This window comes from Pseudomonas syringae, assembly GCF_021605415.1.
GTDB lineage: Bacteria > Pseudomonadota > Gammaproteobacteria > Pseudomonadales > Pseudomonadaceae > Aquipseudomonas > Aquipseudomonas syringae_S.
The window spans coordinates 1-17,670 of record NZ_WKEQ01000025.1; the positions used below are offsets into that span (position 1 = coordinate 1).

Here is a 17,670-nt window from a genome sequence, read left to right on the forward strand (position 1 = left end):
TGGTTAGAGCACCACCTTGACATGGTGGGGGTCGTTGGTTCGAGTCCAATCGCGCCTACCAAACAAAATCCGCTCTGCTGGGCGGTCTAGAGGGGTCACCGGAAACGGTGACCCCTTTTTGCTTTCTGCAATTTGCAAAACTTTTGCAAAACTTTTGCAAAACTCCCACCTCAGAACGCCAATCCGGCGCCCACCTCGACGTACTCAATCGTCTTGTCCCCATGCCCCTCCTGGTAATGCTTCGTCATCTTCTCATCAGCGTGGCCCATCAGCGCCTGGATGTAATCCATCGGGAAATTCTGCTGCTCGTACAGCCATGCTCCTAAAGCGCGGATCTCGTGAAAAGTGGGGCGCTCACCGGCCGGCACCTGGTCATAGGCGTGCGCTGCGTCGCGCGCTTTGCTGAACTCCTTGGTCAGATAGTCCGGTGTTACTGACGTCCAGTGATCCTTGGCGTCGATCTGCTCCCGGCGGCGGGCCTTCGGTTTGTAGTGGATAAGGTAAGGCGAAGCCAGCGGCGACCGCAGGCACTCGCCGACAACTTCGCGCAGCGCAGCACCCATGGTAATTTTCAGGTGAACCGGGTTTTCATAGCCCTGCGTCTTGCCCGGCGAAACCGTCAGCGTGTTTTTATCCATGTCCGCCGCCGTCTTCAACCAGGTCACGATGTCCTCCCGGCGCTGAAGGCTGGCCAGTGCCAGACGGATCGCGCGCTTTAGCCATGGCGGCGTTGTCGCGGCGTCGATGATCGTCTTCAATCCTTCAAGCGTGTGCCGCTGGCGCTTCTTCTCCGCTTCCTTCTTCACCAGCGTCAACTCGGCGTTGTTCCGCTCGGCCAAGCCTTTGGCAACTGCGAAGGCGAAGAGCTGCACCCACAGGCCCCGGTGCTTTGTGTACGCGTTGTTGCTGAACTGGTCGAGGTATTCGGCCATGGCCAACACGTCCATCTGCCCGATCAGTCGGTCGCCCAAATCCTGCCGGTACCGCTCGAGCTTGAACTTGATCTCCTCCAGCGTGCGGGCGGCGTAGCCCTTGTCCACCAGCCATTCATCCGTGAAGCGCTGCACCAGATTGCTGACCGTCGGCAGCCTGTCGCCGGTGAGCAGGGTGAGCAGGGCGCCGTCATCAACGACCAGCGCCGCCAGCTTGAGGTTGGCCGCCCGCGCCAGCTTGATTGCCTCCTCCAATGGGCGGTTGATGCTGGTCATCAAGCCCGTGATTGGGTTCCGGTACCGCCAGTACTTCCCGTTCGGGTAGAGGTTCGGCGGCAGCTTTCTGTTCTTCAGCGTGCGCGGCCGGGCAGCCATCAGCCTACCTCCATCATCTGAGCCAGCAGCGGGTCACTCGAACCCATGACTGCTGCCTGCACGTCGACGAAATACATCCCGCCTTTTATCTCACCCACCACTTCGCCTTCCTCAATCCATTTTTTCAACTGCTGCAGACTCGGCTTACCGCCGGCGTACCGGAGCTTCCTGTATTCGCCCGCCTCCATGAGGCGCGGCAACTTGACCGTAATTTGGGCCAGAACTTTTGCCATTGTGATGCTCCATGCCGCGCGTGGCGGCAGAAGGTGGTGATGGGGGTTATTCGTCGTCATCCGGATCGAGGTCGTCATCCCCGTCATGGCTGACGCTGATCGGCAGTTTGCCGAGGCGCGCCACGGCCAGCGAAAGCCCAAGACGCAGACCTTTTGCCATGTCCTCTGTCAGCAGAAGTTCAACTGGGTCGCTGGTGCCGAGCTGGATCGACACGCCTTCTTTCGCGTTGTCGGTGATGATTTGCAGTTGATCCACTTGCCGCTTATGCCAAGTCAGAAGAGCCTCTACCATCTCGCCGACGTCCTGCGGGGCGTTCACCGATCCTTCCAAGGCGCTGGTGACCAGCTTTTGCAGTTCCGCCTTTTCCTCTTCGGCGCATTCGAGCTGATCGTCTGCTGCGAACGGGCCGCCAACCATCGACCAGCTACTGGCGAACACCTGGGCTTGATCCATGATGGCTTTGATATTTTTGTCAGACATACGAATTCTCCGCCGCCGTTCACCGGCAGGCTGTTGAGTTGGGGGAGGGGTTATTGCGGTGATCGGCTCAGGCTGCGATTCGCGGAACCAGAACGCCGAGATCCGCCAGGCTTCGAAGCGCGATCGCGCATTCGTCGCCGAAGGCAAACATTGCACTGCCAGCTCCTGAGCGGCCTTTCTTGTGGCTGTTCTCGTGACCGGGCACAAAGGCGATTCGCCCTCTGACCAGCAAGGTCGCCGATGCGTTGGCCATCGCGTCCTGGAACCACTCCGCATCCGTTCGGCTGAACACCAGCGCGATGCCGTCACCGTGGGCAATCAGTCGCCGCATCCAGAAGCCCGTATCAGGCCCGTAAGGAGGATTCATCCAAACCCGACCCGACCATTCCTTCGACAGACCGTCATCGAAGACTGTGTACTTCATCTTTGCAGGTACCGCCGTCACATGTTCATGCGGGCTGGATGGGTCGAGGTCGAACTGCAAGCCGAGTCGTTCGAAGATCCACGCGGGCGTGTACCACTCGACGCTCTTGTGCTTCGGCGGTGCCTCGCGGGCACCGATCATTCCGCTCATCACCGCGGCCCCTTGTAGCAGTACACGTAGGCGAACCAGGCGAGGGCGATCATGGTGTCACCTTGATGTCGACTTCGTCATGGATCCACTCGATATCCAGCAGGTCGTCGTCATCGATCTGCGCCCCGCGCAAATCATCACTGGCCAGCAGTTCCTCGACGTCGTCATCTGACGCGTCCTCAATAACCTTGCGAAAGTTGACGACCGCTTTCCCGGTCAAAACGATTGTTTTGCTCATGGGATCACTCCGTACCCATCAGGTAGGTGGGTTCAGTTGCCTCTGCGAGCCAGTCTCGAAGGCACCCGCATTCGGCGTGCGGCGGATCTTCGTCAATCCACTGCATATCGAGCGTCTTGTCGCTGGTCAGCTCCACATCCCAATCCGCATATTCCGCCGGATCGTCGCCGTTCATTTCAGCGAGGACGCGACGCGCCTCGTCTTCGCTTGTAGCGGCAACCCAGTCTTGATCGCCGACGCTGTAGCAGCGCAGATCGGGTCGAGCCGGCTGGCTGCCGTCGAGTTCGAATGCTTGAGCTTGGTTTTCTTCAGGCATGACTTCGTCCTTGCCGCTATAGCGGCTAAAAGATGTACAAGGGAATTGGAACCGTACAGCTATTGAGACCAGCCGTCCGTAACCGCATCGGCGCCGTTGCGCTTCATTCGATCGGGTCTATCTTTGGGGGTATTCTTAGCCCCTATCAAGGAACAGGCAGGAGGGCAATATGAGGCTTCGCGGCGACATCTTCTGGGCTTGGGCAGATCCCGAGATCCACAACCGAACACATGATGAAACTCTCAATAATGGGACTCACATCGACGTGCAGGTCAGGCTATCGCGCACGGGCGAAACTCAAATGTTCATCGGTGTTTATGCTGCCGATGGCATGGCGTTGCATGAAGAAACCGTTGACCCAACCCCGGGGGAATCGATGACTAGGGCTTTGGCGTGGGGCGTAGGTCGAGCTCGTCAGTTGGCTACTGCTGGAAGTGCGAGTCGTAAGTCGGTGTCCTCGAAATAGCGGCTGACTTTGAAGGGGAGGGTTACAGTGAGGGGATGCGGCTGGAGCGCTTGCGAAACTCGTAAACCATGCTGCGAAGATCCACCAAGGACTCCTGCAGGTCGTTGCGTGCGGAGTCGATTGCTTCGAATAGCTCATCTTCGCCGTCGTCGCCGCCTTCATCGACGGCCAGCAGAGCCAGTCCGTATGCCTGGAATTTTGCCAGCACGTCATCGGCTGACTTGGCCATGTATTCAGCATGCTCAACGGCGTAGTCGTGGGGTGAGCGATCAGCCTGAGATCCGCAAAGGTCATCAATCCGCTGATCCGCTGCGTTCAGGCGCAGCTGCAGGGCGTCACGCTCGGCGGTGAATCGCGCAACCTCGTCCGTAGCGGGGTGGGTGTATAGCAAAAACTCGCCGCCAGTCGTCCGGCGTTCATCAAGCCATCCGGCGCGGACGAAGGACACAGCGTACTCTCCGTGCCCATCCCACAGCTTTTCAGCCTCCAGCTTCATCACCGGCTGTGAATCTTCAGGCGCTGCGGGGGCGGAGCCGAGCATGGCGGCCCAGCACAGTTTCGCGCGGAACGCCGCTTGCTGGCAGCCGCTCATCTCTTGGTACTGCTCCCAGACTTCCTCATCGGTGAAGCACTCGTTTGGTTCCGACTCGAAACCGTTTATCACCATGGTTTCGGTCGGCTCGACCGGCACCAGTTTCCATTGTGCGCTCATCCTGCAATCTCCATCGATACCAGATCATGGGCATTCACAACCTTCATGCCGAGCTCGCGGGCAATGTGCACTTCGAGCCGGGCTCCTTTCGAGTTCTCCCAGCCGGGCAGCACCGCGACCTGGCCGCACAGGCCCAGCCGGGTCAGGTCATAGGCCATGTAGTCAGCCCAGTCTGCATCGTCGACAACGCCGTGCTCGGCAGGATTTTCGACAACGTAGCCCCGGGTGCGCAGCTCGGCGGCTATCTTGTTGAAGGCGGGAAAATTGAAGTCTTCGAAGCCGGTCATGGGGCCGGCCAGGTACAGGCGGTTGGCGCGGATGGGAGCTAGCGTTACGCACCCTTTGGCCAATTGCGTGCCGCGATTCAGGCCCATCGCGTAAGCCGAGTCCTGAAACACAATCAACTCCTCTGAGAAGCGATCGATTTTGTCGACGTAGCGCTGGTGCAGCCGCTCGATGGCGTGTTGATCATCTGGATGGTTTCGGTTTTCTGTGGGCATGGGGCGTCCTATGCCGGGGCATGCCCAGGCGGTGGCTTTTCTTGAGGTTTTGAACTATTTGTTGTTGGCCCGGCATGTAGCCGGATCAAGGAGAAATCTGTGGATGCTGCAGTGGCAGGTCTCATCGGCGTGGCGATCGGCGGCCTGAGCTCATTGGGCGCTGTTTGGATACAGGCGCATTACCAAACTAGGAGAGAGCGTGCAAAAGCGGTGCTGGATTTCGCCATCCGCCACAGAAGTGAGGCGTTTGAGTACGCAGACAAAATTGAAGGCCAAAGTGCAATTGCACCGCTGGCAGTCCATGTGCACTATCAACAGGGTCTATTGAACTTGATTGAATCGAACGCGATTACAACCGACTCTTTGGAAAAGCTGCATCGCGAAAATGAGTTGGTGTACATGTCTATCGTTGAGTCGGATCAGGCAAGATCATCTACTAGAGTTGAACAGCAACGAAATCGTGGTTAGGGGGTTACATTGGCGTGGCGATTGTTGGCGCTTATAAGGCTGCTTTTAGTGCCTCAATGATTCGCTGACCTGCAAGTGGCGGGACGGCGTTCCCGGTCATGTGCATCGTCAGCTTATGGTTGTCCGGGCGGAGTGTGTCTTTCGGGAAGGACTGAGCGGCCATCGCCTCGTCAGCGCTGATCATTCGCATCATGTCGCCGTCGACGACTGCCCAGCGATCTAGAGTGGTGATGGTGCCGATCGGGCGATCCAGACTACGACCAGTGAGGCCGCTGCCTGAGCCGTAATAGGGCATCACAAACCTTTCGCCGAAACGCTCGCGGCCATTCTTCACACGAGTCAGCGTCGATGCGGCGCGGCCCGGCTTATTGATCGCTGACCACTTGCCAGCGTTGAAGTCGATTATCTCCCGGGCGGGCACGTGCTGGTAGCGGGGCAGTTGCAGGTGTAGCGGCGCTTTGCTGCGCGAGCAGACTATGAACAAGCGTACGCGGTGCTGCGGGACGCCCAGGTCGGCACAGTCCACAATATGCGGGGCCAGGGAGTAACCGAGCCGCTGCATCGCATCAGCCCAAGTCGGGTACAGAATCCAGTCCATGAACTCCGGTACGTTCTCGATCACTGCGAACTCCGGCCGGTTGACCTCCGCGTTCTGCACCGGCGCCCAAGCTGTCGAGCGAGAGTTGTCGTGCTGAGGGTTGCCGGCAGACTTGCCGCGGGCCTTCGTATGCCCTTGACAACAGGGCGAGGCAAGCATCACATCGTGCTTCGGCACATCCGCCCAGTTCGCCTGGTGCAGATCCTGGCAAGCGTGGATCGTGTCCGGGTTGTTGCGGGTATGCCACTCGACCGCTTCGGGCCAGTGGTTTGCTGCCCAGAGAACGTTCAGACCGGCATTGCGGCCGCCCTTTGTCCATCCGCCAAAACCGGCAAATAAATCAACTGCTGTGAACATATGGGATCCTCGCCGGCTGGCGTTATTCGTAGAAGTGGGGTATTTGTGATGGGCCCGGCATGGAGCCGGAAGGAGCTGAAGATGGCTAGAAAGTTGGGGTTTTGGGGGATTTCAGGAACGAGTGTTTATGTAGTAATAATATTGACGACCGTAGCATTTAAGTTTGAAAGTTTTTTAAATCTTAAATTGAATGAACTGGGGGATTTTCTTGCAGGGGCGCTGGGGCCAATTGCTTTGCTATGGCTGGTTCTAGGATTCTTTCAGCAAGGGAGGGAGTTAAAATTAAGTACGGACGCTTTGCAGCTTCAGGCTCAGGAGTTAAAAAACTCCGTTGAACAGCAAGCTGAAATGACAAGGATTCAAACCGTAAATTTGGCAAATCAAGATCGGCTACTGCAGCCACTTTTCGAAATAAAACATTTGGAAAAATATCACTGGGAAGGTGATTTTTACGAGCGGTTTCAAATCACCAATAGTGGTGGATATTGCGACTGCGTTGCGATAGCACTGATGGTTGATGATTCGGAAAATATCTGTGTGGAAGTCGAACCAATGAACCGGGGTACGGATCGGACTTTTTCTGTGGAAAGCTACATTGGGCGTGCAGAGTTTCATGTTTCGTATAGAGCGATCAATGATGCTCAAGGCTGTCGGATCTTCGATCTGGATAAATGGTATGGGGAGGACGATGGCGAAGAGGGACTGACTGCTCGTCAGCGCCCTCAAGCTCTTTAAGCCAGTTCATTTCATTGTTGAAGCGAAGAGGTAGATATTGACCGGGCAGGAATGCCTTAGCCGATATTGATTGTTTCAGAAACTCGGCTTAGCAAGGGTTTGGAACTTGGAGGAAAAGTAGTGCTGCCGAAGTTCTATTTCGCCGCTGCTTTCTCTGAACGTTCCGCGTTGCTCTTGGCCATGGCCTACCTCTTCAATACCGCTGGCGGGCAAGTCCAGCCAGGTCTGTTTGCGGCGCCGTTGCACCTGGTTGCTGAGACGCTTCATTTGGCCGAGGCGAACTTGAAGCCGTTCTCTTTGGCGATGAGCTCGATTCGCTTTTGCCGGATCCGGGTCTGCGTTGCTGCTGCACTCGACGTGATGCCTGTTGCGGCCAGCGCTTTGAGCATGGGTGCAAGCTTGTCGCGTTCGGCGCGGAGTCGTTCGCTTTGGGCGCTCGCGCCGGAGAAGCTGCTTTCACCGCTGACGCCAGAGGCGATCTTCTGCACGGCGTTGCCGGCGCCGAATAAGGCATCCAGTTGCTGGTTCAGGTTGGCGATGATGCTGTCCCGCGGATGGGGCTGTGGAACGCCGATCATGGCCGATCACCCGAGAGCGTGACCTTGATGCCGTCGGCGCGGGATTCAAGCTGCTGAGCGAAGTTGACCGCTTCCTTGTAGGTGAAGCGGAAGCCCTTCACCTTGTCGGTGGCCAGCTCCACGATGTGGTAGGCGCACTCGCCCTTGGCGACGACCTGGTAGCGAATCTTCTGCACGGGTGGCTCCTTGCCGATCAAGGCGTAGAAGGCGGCGGTGGCGATGCTTGAGCGAACGTGCAGGGCCGCAACCCCGTCGACTCGCTGTTGAATGGATGGATGCATGGCGATTCCTCGGTGGGGTTGCGTTTATTCGTCAGCACTCGTGCCGCCTGCTGGTTGCCGTTGGGCGCAGGGGAGAGTGCTCACGGATAAAGGCGGGGCAAAAGAAAGCCCGATCGAAACCGGGCTTTCGGTGGCATCACGAAGACCTCCCTACGTGAAAGCCTCCCAGGCCCGCTACTGGCGACGGCGTGGGTTTGAATCAACAGCAGTGACCTTGAACTTTGGGGTGGCCTACCGATTGCTCGGCCGGTGCGCGGTAACACCGTTGGCCCAGATGCCCGCTGCCTGTCCAGGTGTTGGGCGCAGCCTTCAGGCTTACTGCGCCGCGCGGGTGAATCGTTCGTCTACTTCATGGCCGTATATCCTGATCAGGGTTTCAACTGCGGCGGAGCGCTCTGGCAGTTGGATGCAGGTGGGCGGTTATAGGCCGCGACTTCGTCCGCATCCCGCTGCCCACTCAGTGAATGGGCAGAAGTGATACTTCAAGCGACTTCAGGCGTGTCTTTGTCATATTTCTTACCGCAGAACATGCAGTAGTTGCCTAGCAAGCTGACCGTCTCTTTCTGCTCGCGCATTCTGCTCGGCTTTTTGGGGGTGCCTTTTGTGGGGGAGTTGTAGGTCGCCGTCACTTCGGAATAATTCTTCATGCTCACCGGCCCGCTGAAGATCATCGCGTAGCCGCCGAGGCTAACCTTCAGGCCGGTTGCGCCTTCAGGGAGTTGCTTCGCGAAGTGCTCGGTCAGACGCTCTTCGTTCTTACTCCTGCAATCACACATCGTCATACCCTCGGTTGTCATCCCGCTGCACCCTGTCGCCAAGGTGCAGAAGTGATGCTGTCCGTCCAATTACCGCCGGAAGGGGCGGGGCGCATTGCATGCCGGGTCATTCACACGGTTCTGGCGTTTCACCATCGAGCAGCCGTCCAGGTTGTTCCTGTCGTTGGCAGGCTTTCGGGCCTGTCTGCACGCCGGTCGCCGGTAGAGGCAATGCGGTCTGTTGGTTGTTGCGCTGACTGTTAAAGAGCGGTCAGGCCTTTGGCCCTTCGCGGCGGTGTATTTCGCTGCGATGAGCCAAATATGAACCAACAGTTCATATTGCGTCAAGTACCATAAGTACATATTTTTATGAAAATGGCTGAACTGGTGATTTTTGTCCGCCGGGCATGTGGGGATTTACGGCTGAAAAGCGCTTCGTTATAGTCGGTAATACTGGATGCATATACAGCGATTGGAGGATTCGATGGCAACGGCGGACAAGCGGGAAGAAACGACACAACGACAAGAAATCAGCGGGATGGAACGCTTGAACTTGCGAGTCTCATCGATGATCAACCATCCGGTAGCGCAAATTCAGCGCTGGGTGACGATTCATCGTTTAGATGCGGATGGTGACCGCGAATGGAAAGAGGTGATTGGCCTGCTATCCGAAACGGAAGGCATTGATATGAGCATCAATGTTGATGCGTCAGTGACTCTCCGCTGGGAAATGACTGTCAACGAAGGCTGCCCAGTGCAGAGCGACGTTGAGCTTGAAGAGGAAGCGGCACCTTTTTGAAAGCAAAAAAAACCCGCCTTATTGGCGGGATCTAATAGGCAAAAAGTTACCGTGTCAGCATGACTCTGGCGGTCGCGCCATTGGCTACGGTGGCGGATTTAGCGACCCAGCCACCTTGCGCTGCCAGACCCCATTGCGTGGGTGCCTGCCACGTTACCTTTGAGCTGATGTAGTAACGCCCTGGAGGGATATCGGCAAATTCAAAGTTTCCGCTCCCATCAGCTTGCACCACTTTGGTGTATTCCATTTGACGAGAGTCTGGCGGAGCTATCGGACGCTGGGAGACGTAGTTTGTCTGAAACCAGAAATCTGAATAACTAGTTGCTGGGAAAAGGTATACGTCGCTACCGGCTCCATACCTGACATCCCCTCCGACAGTTTTCATAAAGACTTGGCCGGTAACCTTTCCATTACCGATTTTTTGAAGTTGAGCATATTCCCCAACAGGGAAGGGCGGACGTTCGACTGGCTTCTGATTAGCGCAAGCTGTCAGCATCGATATAGAAAGGATTAAAGTCGCGGCGCGCATTCTGTTCATTGGTTCCCTCCAGGATTTCCCTCGACTCTACCATGGCGCAAGGCCACTGCGGTCGTGCAAGTATTTCCCGAATCAAGCGCATCGGAATCCTGCTAAACCAAATTTGCATTCCAAACCAGCAACACGCGAGCCTGGATGAAGGTGTCTTCGGCCCTGATTGTTTGAGGTGGGTGGCGTGGATTGTCAGAGAGCATGTTGATTTGCTCGTCACCTACCCATTGAAGCCGTTTGATGTAGAGGTGCCCTTCCCAAGAGAACATGTATATCCCGTCACCTACGAATTCCCGAATACTAATATCGACGAGAAGGGGGTCTCGATGTTTGATAGTGGGCGCCATTGATTGACCCCAGCCAGTCACTATCTTGAGATGAAAGTGCTCTTGGAACTCGACGCCCATCTCGCGAAGATGTTGGGGGCTCACCCTTACGTCTTGGAGCATTTCTGGATAGTCGTGTGGTATCTGACCGCCGCCCATAGCTGCCCGAACATCGTAGTGGGCTATCCAAACCTCGTCGCCAACCGCACCGGGTCGATAATAATCAAGTTGTAGCGCACTGCTCTCTTCACCCTCTGCGATCGCAAGGAGGCGTCGGCGTGCGTTCTCAGAAAGGCCTTTGCCCTGGTTAGCCACCATGTTCCGCACGAGATCAGCCGCCGAATGAAAGACCTCATCACCAGCTCCGTCGTGTTCTGCAGGCTTCGAAAAGCTTGGTGCATCGCCGGAGCCATGCTGAAGCCATTCAATCCTAACGCCCAGAGCATCAGCGATGGCGTTCATCTTGGCGGGGCCAGGCAGTGACTCGCCATTCAGCCATTTGCTTGATGCCTTTGGCGTTACCTTGGCTATTTCCGCCAGACGAGCACCTGCGCCCCACTGATCAATCCCGTGAGCGCTTAACGCTTTTTTGAGGCGGGCAACAAAAGCCGCGCGAATTTCTTCTATCTGAACCATTGGTTCAGCATCGCATGCTATTGCATGTACTTTCAGTTCCGACATAATATGTACTGCAAGTTCATAATTCCTTTGGAGGCCATATGAGCCCGCTCAAGAAATCGATTGATGACGCCGGCGGCGTTCCTGTGGTTGCCAGTGCCTGCGGAAAAACCCCACGCGCTGTTTACAAGTGGATTACCGCTGAATGTCTTCCCCGAACCGACTACACCGGCGAAACCAAATACGCCGAGCAAATAGCAGCGCTGGCCGCCGCAAACGGAAAGCCCTTCGAGGCTACATGGCTGCTTGCTGAGGCGGCGCCAGGAAAGTCCGCTGCTTGATGATGAACGCACAGTCATTGGCTCGTCCCTGATCAGTTGATGACTCATTTTCTTCGGATTGGCATGGCGCCACTACGGAAACAAATTTGAGGGTTTACGAATGGAAGATTTCTTGAGGGCCTGCCACGCGACGGTGAAGGAAAGCGGCGCCGAAGAACTGGCCGGGAAGATGTGCATGGCCCACGTGAGCCTGCTTCAACGCTCGAACCCGGACAACGCAGCCCATCACCTGACCATTGAGCATCTGTTCGGGATTCTGCTGCACACCGATGACATGCGACCACTGATTGCGCTTGGCGATCAATTCGGGTTTGACCTTGTGTCACGCGAGAAGCCAACCGCCAAACCATTGATGGTCGCGCTCGGAAATTTGTCTGCCGAATGCGGCGACGTTGGCCGATTGATCTTCGACGCGGCGGCGGACAACCACATCAGCCAACACGAAAAAGCTCAGGGCGAGAAAGCGATTCTTGAAGCGATCGAGGCTCTGCAAATTCTTCGCGAGTCGCTAAAGGCCGCCTGAATCGCAGGCATAAAAAAACCGCCTGGCAGGGCGGTTCTTTCAACAACTTGTAAAACACAGTGGGGCCATTATGAACATGAACACCACCCCCGGCAATACCCCTCATGTCGCGACACCTTTTCAGCAATCAAAAAACGTGTCGCGACACATGTCATCGCGCGAGATTGCGGATCTCACCGGCAGCAGCCACGACAACGTTCTGAAAACCATCCGTGCGTTGGTCGCGAAGGGTGTCGTTTCTTCAAACGACACCCCCTATATCCACCCGCAGAACGGCCAGGTCTATCGCGAGTTCCTGCTTTCGCAGCGGGATACTTTGGTCGTCGTCTCGGGCTACAGCGTCGAGCTGCGCGCACGGATCATTGATCGCTGGCAGGAACTGGAAGCCCAAATGGGTCAGTTCCAGATTCCAGCGACCTACGCCGAGGCGTTGCAGGCCGCCGCCGACCAGGCCAAGGACAATCAAACGTTGCGTCTGGTGATCCTCGATCAGGCGCCGAAAGTTGCAGCGATTAATCGTTTGGCCGCCGCCGGTGGCGCGATCTGCATCACCGACGCTGCAAAGCATCTGCAAATTCAGCCGTCGAGGCTCTTCGCCTGGATGGAGCAGAACCGGTGGATCTTCCGCCGGACTGGCTCCGGACGCTGGACTGCCTACCAGCCGCGTATCACTTCTGGCTGCATGGTTCACAAGGTCACGGCGCTCAAGCCTGACCCAGAAACCGGCGTAGAGCGCGCCGCGTTCGATCCTCTTGTCACCCCGAAGGGCCTTGCCCGTTTGGCCGAATTCAATATCGGAGCCTCGCTGTGAGCGTTCAAGCAATGTCATGGGCGCTCTCTTTGCCCACTCAAGTTCTCAAGGATTCCAGCGCACGTCACGTGCTGCTTTGCTTGGCCAACTACGCCGGCTCGAACGGGGCCGGTGCGTTTCCGTCTGCCACCACGCTTGCACAGGACACCGGCCTTTCCGAGCGCACCGTGCGCTACAAGCTGGACGATTTGGAGAAGTCTGGGCTGATCAAGAAGGGCAATCAGGCGATCGCTGCCGTTCACATTGACCGTCACGACCGCCGCCCAGTCGTTTATGACCTTCAACTATTGCGGGGTGCAAATCCTGCACCCCGTGCAGAGCGGGGTGCAGATGACGCAACGGGGTGCAGTTTACAACATAACGGGGTGCAGCCTGGAACAGAACGGGGTGCAGCGGCTGCACCCAATACATCAATTAACCATCAAGGAACCGAACAGCAGCAGCCGCATGTGCTTGCGGATGTGATCGCCGAGCAGGATCAGGCCGTCATCGCGGAACTGGATGACCGCCAACGCTTCGCCATGTTTGCCGCATGGACGCCGAACGAGAAGTCACTGGCTGATCAACTCGCCATCGCCAGGCTGCCCGCCGAGGTCATCACCGACAGCCTGCTGGAATCGTTCATGGGTTTCTACGTTGCTCGCCCGGCCTCGGTGCAAAGCGCGGCGGGTTGGTGTTTCGAGCTGGTGAAGTGGGCTAAGCGAGATCGAACCCGTACTGCCGGCGCTGCTTCGCAGACCGACGAGTTCGACGACACAGGTACCGACTGGATGAATGGGGGTTCGAAATGAAATCAGTTTCCAGCGTCGCGGCCCAGGCCATGAGCAAAGTGCACAACGGCGAGTTCATCGAAGCGAGCAATGAGGTTTCAATTCAAGCCCAGCAGGATCGGGCCCGCGAAACCGGCAAGGTCATCAATCAACTGTTCCGCCAGCTTCGCTCAATCCGCACGGCGTGGCGGCAGGCATGGCCGGACAAGAAGGCCTACATGGAATCGAAAGCCACCTGGCTCCAGGCGTTCATCGAGAACGGTGTTTGCACTCAGGAGCAGATCGATATCGGACTGGTCCGGTGCCGCGCGGAGCCGTCCGACTTCATCCCCAGCGTCGGCAAGTTCATTCAAGGCTGCGTGCCAACCCCGGAAATGCTGAATCCGCCGCTGCCGGGAGTTGAAGCGGCTTACAACCAGGCCATGCGCAACTGTCATCCGGCGATGCGCAGTGTCGCGAAGTGGTTTCACCCAGCCGTTTATCACGCCACGGCCGCCGCCGGCTTCCACAGCTTGCCGCTGCTCAGTCGTGAGCTCGGCCTGATCAGCTTTGAAAAACGGTACATGGAGCAGGTTCGCAAGGTCTGGATGGGCGAGCAACTGGGCCCGGTTCCGGTCGCCGAACTGGCCGCGCCGAAACCCGAGCGCAATCCAGAGGTAGGCAATTCGGCGTTGGCCGAGCTGCGTGCCATGCGATCGCGAGGTGCTGCCCGTGCCTAATCCTCATCTCGCGCCGACTGACCCCGCCGAGTACCGGTTCGCCGTGCACTGCTGCGCTCACAAGCTCGACCTGACGAGCCAACCAGATCGTGCCGTCGCGCTGTTCGAGCATCCATCGGCCGCCCTGAAGTTCGGGAAATTGATGTGGCCGACCACCTTTGAGGTGGTTGATCGCACGACGGGGGAGCGGGTATGCGCGTGACCTCGAAGAAACTCCGAGCCTCGGCCAACGGCCAGGACTGCACCGTCCGGATTCCCGGTATCTGCAACCACAACCCCGAAACAACCGTTCTCGCGCATCTGCCGTGCGGAAAAAAAGGCATGGGCATGAAGGGCTTCGACACTGTCGCGGTGTACGCCTGCAGCGCCTGCCATGACGCGATTGATGGCCGCGGCGCCGGTGAGGTCGACTGGTGCGACATGCCGCGCGCCATTGCTGAAACCCATGAAGCCCTGATCAGGGCTGGAATACTCACTGTGAAGGGGGCTGCATGAGCACCGACCTGGTTCTTAATCTGTTCATCGGCTTCATGCTGATCTTCTTCGGTGGTGTCCTCTGGGGCATTCGCAAGCTTGAGCGCAGAGGGCGCATGCGCCGAGGTAACCGCGAATGAAGCCGGCCATCCCGAAACTGTTCAAGCCGAGGCCCGGCCGCGCCAAGCCCGTCGACCGTGAGGGACTGGAGCAAGCCGCGCTGATGCGTGAGCTCGAACTGTGCTGCCCGGCGGCGTTCGATTTGATTTACCACGTGCCGAACGGCGGGCACCGGGTCAAAGCCGTTGCCGCCAAACTGAAAGCCCAGGGTGTGAAAGCCGGTATCCCGGATCTGGTGCTGAGCATGGCCCGCGGCGGTTACTTCGGTCTGTACGTCGAATTCAAGGCGACCCCACCGAATGATGCCGCCGTTTCGGCGAGCCAGCAGGAGCGAATCCGCAAGCTGAATGACCAAGGTTATCTGGCCATCGTTTGCCGGGGGCACTTCGACGCGATGGAGCAGATCCGAGCCTACCTTCGACTCGCTCCTACAGTGGTGGCGGCATGAGCCAGTTCAACCCGGGCGATCTGGCTCTGACACTCACATCAGGCTTCGGGTTTTCCCCGATGACCGTCGTGACGCTCGATTGCTTCCTTCGCAAAGGTCAGACCGCAGAAGAGCCTGACGGCCGCCTGTTCATTCCGAAGTTCGATGGATGGGTGGTTTATCGCAACGGCGAGGATGGCGCGGGCTTCTTCAAGCCTGAACATCTGATGCCGTTGCGCGGCGACTTCTCCCCCGAGCAGCAGAAGTCGCGGGAGGTGATTGCATGACCACTGTCGCCGTGAAGATCACCGAAGCCGAACTCAAGCGTCAGGCGGCCGGCACCGTGCAGGACGTTCGCGATCTCGAAAACAAAGGCTTGTACCTGCGCTTCAACAAGGCTCGCACCGGCGGGTCGTGGTTCCTGGTGCTGAAAGGGGAGTGGAACCACATCGGCACGTACCCTGAGCTTTTTCACAGGCAGGTAGTCGCGGCGCTCCCGGCGATTCGTCTGCGCCTGGCCGCCGGCGACAACGCGAGCCTGTCGAAGTGGACGACCGTCACTGGTGGCTACCGCGGGCCGAACTGCGGCTACACCGGCGGCTACGTCACGAAGGATGGCGTTCCCACCGACAACCCCGAACTCGACGAATGCGACGCAACCTTGGGGCGGGGGTGCATCCCGCGCTTCGGCGAAGGCAACCCACTTCCGTTCGGCGGCTTCCCGGCTGTTTCCCTGATCGCACGGAGCTGACATGCGAAAGCACATCTTGAACGCGATCCAGGTGCACGCCGCGGCCGAGTACCCGAAAGAGTGCTGCGGACTGCTGCTGGCGATCGGGCGCAAACAACAGTATTACCCGTGCATCAACACCGCCACTGAGCCGAATGAAGAGTTTCGGATCGATGCGGAGGAATACGCTGCCGCTGAAGACGTAGGTGAAGTAATCGGTGTTATTCATTCACATCCGGACGCAACTAGTCGACCGTCTCCGCGCGATCTGGCCATGTGTGAAGCGACTGCGCTGCCGTGGCACATCCTTAGTTGGCCCGAAGGCGATCTGCGGACGGTCGTCCCCACGGGCGATGTGCCGCTGCTGAAGCGTCCATTCGTGCACGGCGCCTGGGACTGCTGGCAGGTCTGTGCTGATTGGTACAAGCGGGCGTGGGGGCTCGAGTTCGAAGCCTTCAAGCGCACGGACGGCTGGTGGGAGAACAAGGACAGCACCAGCCTCTACGAAGCGAATTACGAGGCGGCCGGCTTCTATCGTGTTGACCAGCCGCAGCGCGGCGACATGATCGTGATGGAAGTGGGGCGAACGGTTTACCCGAATCACGCCGGGATATTCCTCGGCACCGATCCGACGCTGCCCGGTGAAGACTCCGCGACATTCGGCCCTGGGCCTTTCCTGATGCATCACTTGTACGGCAGGCCTTCGGAAATTATCGTTTTTGGCGGGTCATGGCTTGAGCGGACTCGCCTGGTGCTGCGACATCGCGACGCTCAGTGATAAGGTTATCGCCTTTCCCACAGGAGTGACCTGCATGAAATTGATCGTAGGAGCGTTGGCCTTGGCATTACTGGCTGGCTGTGCGACCTCACCTGTACCTTCTGGTGAGGCGGATCCAGTTCCGAGCTCCAGACTTTTCTCGCACCAGGAGCCCAGCGACGGTGGAGCAATTTTGATAGTCACCCGCGACAAGGGCTTTGTCGGTAGTGGTTGCAACACAACCGTCAGCATCGATGGCCGGAAATCGGCGGAAATAGGATCAGGAGAAACCGCTCGATTTTTTGTTTCGGACGGAGATCACATCGTCTCGGCATCTGCCTGCGGCAGTGGTTTGAAAGAACGTGAAACCAGCGTCAAGAAAGGCATTACCAAGCGCTTTCGAATATCTATCGACTCTGCGATGAGCATGGATTTATCGCCGACAACATTTTGATGACCGCCTCCGGGCGGTTTTTTACGCCTTGGAGACATGTGCAAATGATGGCTACCGCCAATCAAACGATGACAACGATTCTACTTTCAGGCCCCTTGATCAGGCTTTTTGGTCGGGTTCACCGCAGAGAACTCGGCACCAATTCTGTCGGCGAGGCGTGTAAGGCTTTGAAGTGCACGCTGGATGGATTCGAAGCGGCCATAAAGGATTTTGAGCGCCAGGGTATGCGGTTTGCGATTTTTCGGAATCGTCGAAATGTTTCTGAGCGAGATTTCTCCCTTGGCGGATCGAGCGAGATTCGAATTGTCCCGGTGCTCACCGGAAGCAAGCGTGCGGGTCTGCTTCAGACGGTTATTGGTGCGGTGCTTGTCGCCGCCGGCACCTACTTCGGACAGCCATGGGCTGTTCAATTAGGTGTCGGCCTTGTTGCAGGTGGCGTGGTTCAACTGCTCAGCCCTCAGGCATCTGGCGTTAAGCAGAGCGCATCCCCCGAGAACTCGCCGTCCTACGCCTTCGGCAGCGCCAAGAACACCACGGCCAGCGGCAACCCGGTACCGATCTGCATCGGCGAACGCCGGTGGGGTGGAATGATCATCTCGGCATCGATCCTGGCTGAAGACAAAGCGTAATCAAGACAGCAGCACACCAACCGCCCGCGAGGCGGTTTTTTATT

General features: G+C 57.7%; 31 protein-coding genes and 1 pseudogene. 18 read left to right on the forward strand and 14 right to left on the reverse strand.

Annotation, left to right across the window (positions count from 1 at the left end):
- Positions 1-170 precede the first annotated feature (170 nt).
- From GIW69_RS17450 to GIW69_RS17475, 6 genes are all read right to left on the reverse strand, one after another.
- Positions 171-1,307, reverse strand: coding sequence for a tyrosine-type recombinase/integrase (locus tag GIW69_RS17450; protein ID WP_236484046.1), 1,137 nt, complete (start codon positions 1,305-1,307; stop codon positions 171-173).
- Positions 1,307-1,540, reverse strand: a complete 234-nt coding sequence (locus tag GIW69_RS17455; protein ID WP_236484047.1) for a hypothetical protein — start codon at positions 1,538-1,540, stop codon at positions 1,307-1,309. The genes GIW69_RS17450 and GIW69_RS17455 overlap by 1 nt, the downstream gene beginning before the upstream one ends.
- A 46-nt stretch (positions 1,541-1,586) precedes the next feature.
- Positions 1,587-2,021, reverse strand: a complete 435-nt coding sequence (locus GIW69_RS17460) for a hypothetical protein (RefSeq protein WP_236484048.1) — start codon at positions 2,019-2,021, stop codon at positions 1,587-1,589.
- A 67-nt stretch (positions 2,022-2,088) separates the two neighbouring features.
- Complete coding sequence (locus tag GIW69_RS17465; protein ID WP_236484049.1) at positions 2,089-2,595, reverse strand: DNA N-6-adenine-methyltransferase; 507 nt, start codon at positions 2,593-2,595, stop codon at positions 2,089-2,091.
- A 49-nt stretch (positions 2,596-2,644) separates the two neighbouring features.
- On the reverse strand, positions 2,645-2,833 hold the full coding sequence (locus tag GIW69_RS17470) for a hypothetical protein (RefSeq protein WP_236484050.1): 189 nt from the start codon (positions 2,831-2,833) through the stop codon (positions 2,645-2,647).
- 4 nt (positions 2,834-2,837) lie between these two features.
- On the reverse strand, positions 2,838-3,149 hold the full coding sequence (locus GIW69_RS17475; protein WP_236484051.1) for a hypothetical protein: 312 nt from the start codon (positions 3,147-3,149) through the stop codon (positions 2,838-2,840).
- A gap of 169 nt (positions 3,150-3,318) precedes the next feature.
- On the opposite strand from GIW69_RS17475, the gene GIW69_RS17480 reads away from it, so the two are divergent.
- A complete protein-coding gene (locus GIW69_RS17480; protein ID WP_236484052.1) occupies positions 3,319-3,615 on the forward strand; it encodes a hypothetical protein in 297 nt (98 codons plus the stop codon).
- A 22-nt stretch (positions 3,616-3,637) separates the two neighbouring features.
- On the opposite strand, the gene GIW69_RS17485 is transcribed toward GIW69_RS17480, so the two are convergent.
- Positions 3,638-4,327, reverse strand: coding sequence for a hypothetical protein (locus tag GIW69_RS17485; protein ID WP_236484053.1), 690 nt, complete (start codon positions 4,325-4,327; stop codon positions 3,638-3,640).
- Positions 4,324-4,827: a DUF4406 domain-containing protein gene (locus tag GIW69_RS17490; protein WP_236484054.1), complete on the reverse strand. Its 504-nt coding sequence runs from the start codon at positions 4,825-4,827 to the stop codon at positions 4,324-4,326. The genes GIW69_RS17485 and GIW69_RS17490 overlap by 4 nt, the downstream gene beginning before the upstream one ends.
- Before the next feature lie 99 nt (positions 4,828-4,926).
- Here GIW69_RS17490 and GIW69_RS17495 point away from each other — a divergent pair, with 99 nt between their 5' ends.
- On the forward strand, positions 4,927-5,295 hold the full coding sequence (locus GIW69_RS17495) for a hypothetical protein (RefSeq protein ID WP_236484055.1): 369 nt from the start codon (positions 4,927-4,929) through the stop codon (positions 5,293-5,295).
- 31 nt (positions 5,296-5,326) lie between these two features.
- Here GIW69_RS17495 and GIW69_RS17500 read toward each other — a convergent pair whose 3' ends face one another.
- Positions 5,327-6,250: a DNA cytosine methyltransferase gene (locus GIW69_RS17500; protein WP_236484056.1), complete on the reverse strand. Its 924-nt coding sequence runs from the start codon at positions 6,248-6,250 to the stop codon at positions 5,327-5,329.
- Between the two features lie 81 nt (positions 6,251-6,331).
- Here GIW69_RS17500 and GIW69_RS17505 point away from each other — a divergent pair, with 81 nt between their 5' ends.
- Positions 6,332-6,985: a hypothetical protein gene (locus GIW69_RS17505; RefSeq protein WP_236484057.1), complete on the forward strand. Its 654-nt coding sequence runs from the start codon at positions 6,332-6,334 to the stop codon at positions 6,983-6,985.
- 263 nt (positions 6,986-7,248) lie between these two features.
- Here the strand turns inward: GIW69_RS17505 and GIW69_RS17510 are convergent, their stop codons facing one another.
- The 3 genes from GIW69_RS17510 to GIW69_RS17520 all read right to left on the reverse strand — a co-directional run bounded on the left by GIW69_RS17510 (position 7,249) and on the right by GIW69_RS17520 (position 8,641).
- Positions 7,249-7,563, reverse strand: coding sequence for a hypothetical protein (locus tag GIW69_RS17510; RefSeq protein ID WP_236484058.1), 315 nt, complete (start codon positions 7,561-7,563; stop codon positions 7,249-7,251).
- On the reverse strand, positions 7,560-7,844 hold the full coding sequence (locus GIW69_RS17515; RefSeq protein WP_236484059.1) for a hypothetical protein: 285 nt from the start codon (positions 7,842-7,844) through the stop codon (positions 7,560-7,562). The genes GIW69_RS17510 and GIW69_RS17515 overlap by 4 nt, the downstream gene beginning before the upstream one ends.
- A gap of 482 nt (positions 7,845-8,326) precedes the next feature.
- Positions 8,327-8,641, reverse strand: coding sequence for a hypothetical protein (locus tag GIW69_RS17520; RefSeq protein WP_236484060.1), 315 nt, complete (start codon positions 8,639-8,641; stop codon positions 8,327-8,329).
- Between the two features lie 442 nt (positions 8,642-9,083).
- On the opposite strand from GIW69_RS17520, the gene GIW69_RS17525 reads away from it, so the two are divergent.
- Positions 9,084-9,398 carry a DUF1654 domain-containing protein gene (locus GIW69_RS17525; RefSeq protein ID WP_236484061.1) on the forward strand — a complete coding sequence of 105 codons (315 nt, stop codon included), beginning with the start codon at positions 9,084-9,086 and terminating at the stop codon, positions 9,396-9,398.
- Positions 9,399-9,444: 46 nt separating this feature from the next.
- Here GIW69_RS17525 and GIW69_RS17530 read toward each other — a convergent pair whose 3' ends face one another.
- Positions 9,445-9,936 carry a hypothetical protein gene (locus GIW69_RS17530; RefSeq protein WP_236484062.1) on the reverse strand — a complete coding sequence of 164 codons (492 nt, stop codon included), beginning with the start codon at positions 9,934-9,936 and terminating at the stop codon, positions 9,445-9,447.
- A gap of 92 nt (positions 9,937-10,028) precedes the next feature.
- On the reverse strand, positions 10,029-10,889 hold the full coding sequence (locus GIW69_RS17535; RefSeq protein ID WP_236484140.1) for a LexA family transcriptional regulator: 861 nt from the start codon (positions 10,887-10,889) through the stop codon (positions 10,029-10,031).
- A gap of 83 nt (positions 10,890-10,972) precedes the next feature.
- Between GIW69_RS17535 and GIW69_RS17540 the strand changes: the two genes are divergently transcribed.
- The 14 genes and pseudogenes from GIW69_RS17540 to GIW69_RS17600 all read left to right on the forward strand — a co-directional run bounded on the left by GIW69_RS17540 (position 10,973) and on the right by GIW69_RS17600 (position 17,626).
- A complete protein-coding gene (locus tag GIW69_RS17540) occupies positions 10,973-11,212 on the forward strand; it encodes a helix-turn-helix domain-containing protein (protein WP_236484063.1) in 240 nt (79 codons plus the stop codon).
- A 100-nt stretch (positions 11,213-11,312) separates the two neighbouring features.
- Positions 11,313-11,735, forward strand: a complete 423-nt coding sequence (locus GIW69_RS17545) for a phage regulatory CII family protein (protein ID WP_236484064.1) — start codon at positions 11,313-11,315, stop codon at positions 11,733-11,735.
- Positions 11,736-11,883: 148 nt separating this feature from the next.
- The gene (locus GIW69_RS17550) at positions 11,884-12,546 is read left to right on the forward strand and encodes a phage regulatory protein/antirepressor Ant (protein ID WP_236484141.1); all 663 of its coding nucleotides are present in this window, start codon (positions 11,884-11,886) and stop codon (positions 12,544-12,546) included.
- Between the two features lie 11 nt (positions 12,547-12,557).
- Positions 12,558-13,337, forward strand: coding sequence for a helix-turn-helix domain-containing protein (locus GIW69_RS17555; protein WP_236484142.1), 780 nt, complete (start codon positions 12,558-12,560; stop codon positions 13,335-13,337).
- Positions 13,334-14,035, forward strand: coding sequence for a replication protein P (locus GIW69_RS17560; RefSeq protein WP_236484065.1), 702 nt, complete (start codon positions 13,334-13,336; stop codon positions 14,033-14,035). Before GIW69_RS17555 ends, GIW69_RS17560 begins: the two co-directional genes overlap by 4 nt.
- Entirely contained in the window at positions 14,028-14,237 is a 210-nt protein-coding gene (locus tag GIW69_RS17565) for a hypothetical protein (RefSeq protein WP_236484066.1), read from the forward strand. The genes GIW69_RS17560 and GIW69_RS17565 overlap by 8 nt, the downstream gene beginning before the upstream one ends.
- Positions 14,228-14,530, forward strand: coding sequence for a nuclease domain-containing protein (locus GIW69_RS17570; protein ID WP_236484067.1), 303 nt, complete (start codon positions 14,228-14,230; stop codon positions 14,528-14,530). The genes GIW69_RS17565 and GIW69_RS17570 overlap by 10 nt, the downstream gene beginning before the upstream one ends.
- Complete coding sequence (locus GIW69_RS26235) at positions 14,527-14,649, forward strand: hypothetical protein (protein WP_268945671.1); 123 nt, start codon at positions 14,527-14,529, stop codon at positions 14,647-14,649. The genes GIW69_RS17570 and GIW69_RS26235 overlap by 4 nt, the downstream gene beginning before the upstream one ends.
- On the forward strand, positions 14,646-15,077 hold the full coding sequence (locus tag GIW69_RS17575; RefSeq protein WP_236484068.1) for a VRR-NUC domain-containing protein: 432 nt from the start codon (positions 14,646-14,648) through the stop codon (positions 15,075-15,077). The genes GIW69_RS26235 and GIW69_RS17575 overlap by 4 nt, the downstream gene beginning before the upstream one ends.
- Complete coding sequence (locus tag GIW69_RS17580) at positions 15,074-15,343, forward strand: hypothetical protein (protein WP_236484069.1); 270 nt, start codon at positions 15,074-15,076, stop codon at positions 15,341-15,343. The genes GIW69_RS17575 and GIW69_RS17580 overlap by 4 nt, the downstream gene beginning before the upstream one ends.
- 251 nt (positions 15,344-15,594) lie before the next feature.
- A pseudogene (locus tag GIW69_RS26420) lies at positions 15,595-15,807 on the forward strand (phage minor tail protein L); the annotation flags it as partial.
- A 1-nt stretch (position 15,808) separates the two neighbouring features.
- Complete coding sequence (locus GIW69_RS17590) at positions 15,809-16,564, forward strand: C40 family peptidase (protein WP_236484070.1); 756 nt, start codon at positions 15,809-15,811, stop codon at positions 16,562-16,564.
- Positions 16,565-16,598: 34 nt separating this feature from the next.
- On the forward strand, positions 16,599-16,997 hold the full coding sequence (locus tag GIW69_RS17595; protein ID WP_236484071.1) for a hypothetical protein: 399 nt from the start codon (positions 16,599-16,601) through the stop codon (positions 16,995-16,997).
- A gap of 44 nt (positions 16,998-17,041) precedes the next feature.
- Positions 17,042-17,626 (forward strand): tail assembly protein, encoded by a 585-nt coding sequence (locus GIW69_RS17600; RefSeq protein ID WP_236484072.1) that lies wholly within the window; start codon positions 17,042-17,044, stop codon positions 17,624-17,626.
- The last annotated feature ends 44 nt before the right edge of the window (positions 17,627-17,670 follow it).